5 protein-coding genes are annotated in these 2709 nt (G+C 27.4%); 1 reads left to right on the forward strand and 4 read right to left on the reverse strand.

From position 1 onward, the window contains the following. The 4 genes from JJE11_RS17335 to JJE11_RS17350 all read right to left on the reverse strand — a co-directional run. The coding region (locus tag JJE11_RS17335) for a prolipoprotein diacylglyceryl transferase family protein (RefSeq protein WP_291637887.1) at nucleotides 1–387 on the reverse strand (387 nt) is incomplete at its 3' end. A 315-nt stretch (nucleotides 388–702) separates the two neighbouring features. Beyond that, nucleotides 703–849, reverse strand: a complete 147-nt coding sequence (locus JJE11_RS17340; protein WP_291637888.1) for a DUF1540 domain-containing protein — start codon at nucleotides 847–849, stop codon at nucleotides 703–705. A gap of 332 nt (nucleotides 850–1181) precedes the next feature. Next, entirely contained in the window at nucleotides 1182–1520 is a 339-nt protein-coding gene (locus JJE11_RS17345) for a four-helix bundle copper-binding protein (RefSeq protein ID WP_291637890.1), read from the reverse strand. A 327-nt stretch (nucleotides 1521–1847) separates the two neighbouring features. Further along, on the reverse strand, nucleotides 1848–2234 hold the full coding sequence (locus JJE11_RS17350) for a NusG domain II-containing protein (protein WP_291637892.1): 387 nt from the start codon (nucleotides 2232–2234) through the stop codon (nucleotides 1848–1850). A 376-nt stretch (nucleotides 2235–2610) separates the two neighbouring features. Between JJE11_RS17350 and JJE11_RS17355 the strand changes: the two genes are divergently transcribed. Next, nucleotides 2611–2709, forward strand: a 99-nt coding sequence (locus tag JJE11_RS17355) for a heavy metal-associated domain-containing protein (RefSeq protein WP_291637894.1), incomplete at its 3' end; no start/stop codon positions are given.

Here is a 2709-nt window from a genome sequence, read left to right on the forward strand (position 1 = left end):
TCCTATACCCTGTGCAAGTATTACTGCCATTACTGAAATATCTGCTAATTTGAAAAATGATATTTTAACCTTAACAGAATAAAAGTAACCAGCAACTAAGGCTGCAAATAACCCTCCATGTATAGACAATCCCCCTTCAGTTATCTTAAATATATCCATTGGATGGCTAAAATAAAAAGAAGGATTATAAAAAAGTATATAAAATAACCTAGCACCAACTATACCAGCAATTACAACAATTACTGATAAGTTAAACATAATATCTTCTTTAATTCCTATTTTTTTCGCTTGCCATTCTGCAAAGGATACTGCTCCAATTATACCAAATGCAACCATTAGCCAAAAAAAATACACATGCAAAGGTCCAATACTAAATAATTCTTTCATGATCTATTCTCCTTTAAAATATTATTTCAAATTCATCTAAAACTATTATTACAAAAAATTATAAAGGTATTATGAAGATTTGCATTTTTTATTATAATATTAAAGCTCAAGACTATAAGATACGTCTTGAGCTATATTTCTATTAGTAAACAACAAATTTATTTTACTCTAAATCTTAAATTTTTGTACTAAGCTATTATACAAAATACTTATGAATAATTTATGTAGAAACGCACTATTTATTAGAATAAGTATATCAAAAGCCTGCTTATCAATTATAATAAGCAGGCCTTTTGTTAACTAAAATCCTTACAACTATATAGAAGCTTTAGGTTTAAAAGTGCTACAGCAGGTTCCAGATGCTGACTCCACTTTATTATTACCATTAGATCTAATCTCAACGCTTTCTGCATGACATTCGTGACTTTTATTATGATGGCATTCTTCACACATACATTTCATAATGTCTTTACCTCCTTTTAAAAGATTTCCTAGTTATTATCTTCAATTTAGAACTACTATATTCGTCCTTAATTTCGGTAGTGGTATCATATAAAGGCAAAGTACAATGAATAAGAATAATACGTAAATATATACATACGCTAGATAAAAACGAGGTGCTTTAATGGCTAAATAAAATCTAACTTGGTGTTAACTCCTCGATATTTATCTAATTATAAATAGCTGATATTCTTTCAAATTAAATTATTATAATGTGTAATATTAAATTTTGCATAAGTAAATATTCTTTAGATATAAAGTAGTACTCTTTATCAAATAAAACTCTATTATCTTTACATATTAGCCATTTTTCTACATTCATCAGCACATGTGCGACATTCTGTAGCACATTGTTTGCAATGTTCATCTTTAAACATTTCACATTCCGTAGCACATTTTTCACAAATAGTAGCACAGAGTTTGCAATGGTCTTTTGCTAATTGTCCTTCCATTGACATAAGTGAAGATGACATTTGGAACATTTGTGCACATTCAACAAGAGTACTTAAACAGTTCTTTCTTGCTGAAACATCAGGTTCATTTAAACATGCTTTAAAGCATTCATAACATGTTTGCTCGCACCTGTTACATTCATCTATACATGTTTGGTGTTTGTTTGTTGCCATACCCATTTTATTAGCCTCCTCGAAAAATAATATATACATTCATTGAGTATTGTTTGCAAAAAACATAATACATATACTAAAATTAATTGTATTTTAACAAAGCCACCTACTCTTTTGATAGAGTTACAAAATAACAACGCAATTAAACTTTTGGATTTAAAACTTTAAAATATCATGATAAGATAGTTAAACCATAAATAATTTATAGGAAAAGGTTTCATTTGAACTTATATCACTATTTAATTTATAATTTACTTACATTATTTCATTTTAAAAGGTCTTACCATAATTTTAAAAAGTCTTATCATAATTTTAAAAAGTCTTATCATCATTTTAAAAAGTCTTATCATCAATACCCTTATTTTCTTCTCCCTTAATACTAATTATAAGTTTATTAGGTAAACACACAATTAGCTGACCCGGTTTAGAAATCCATCCAACTTTAACATCCACTTGATTGGGACAATCCGCAGCTTTTACCCTAATACCACTATGTTTAACTGATATGATATTGTAATTGCCTTTATCTGTTTTTATAGTAAACTCTCGTGGCTCTACTACCTTATTTAAATCAATAGTTTTAAGAACCTTGCCCTCGTTCTTAATAACTGCAATATTTTCTGACCCCTTAAGGGAAGTTTTATATATTGAATCTACGCTTAAAGCTATTACCACAATAATTAAAAGTACTATTCCAACTATCTTATCGCCACTCTTCATAATTAAACTCCTTGTCTGCTAAATTAAAATATTTTTGAGAACTGAACTAAGATATAAAATTTATCTTATATCTTATAACCTATACCTATTATACAAAATACTTATAAATATTTTATGTAGAAATACACTAACTAAAAATTCTCGCAACTTTATAGAAGCTAGCCCATGTGCGACATTCCGTAGCACCTAAACAAAATTATTTATTTTTTAATATAGTAATTTCTTTACATAATCTACACAACTTTTTTATATAATTTGGATTATGCTTTATATTCATAGGATTAAAAAACAATCTTATTATTCATAAAACTTTCAAGATAAAAATTCGTTGAATACAACATGAAATATTATATTAAAAAATTTAGGGGGTAATAAGGTGAACGTTAAAAAAGAAAAAATTAAAGTCTTTGACATGACATGTACATCCTGTGAATCAAGAGTAGAAAAAGCTGCTTTAAAATTAGAAGGTGTTAAA

This window comes from Clostridium sp., from assembly GCF_016650095.1.
In the GTDB taxonomy this organism is placed as follows: domain Bacteria; phylum Bacillota; class Clostridia; order Clostridiales; family Clostridiaceae; genus Clostridium_AD.

Bases quoted from the DNA above. Each gene is read 5' to 3' on its own strand.
- JJE11_RS17345 (WP_291637890.1), bottom strand. From the start codon at position 1,520: ATGGGTATGGCAACAAACAAACACCAAACATGTATAGATGAATGTAAC.
- JJE11_RS17340 (WP_291637888.1), bottom strand. From the start codon at position 849: ATGAAATGTATGTGTGAAGAATGCCATCATAATAAAAGTCACGAATGT.
- JJE11_RS17350 (WP_291637892.1), bottom strand. From the start codon at position 2,234: ATGAAGAGTGGCGATAAGATAGTTGGAATAGTACTTTTAATTATTGTG.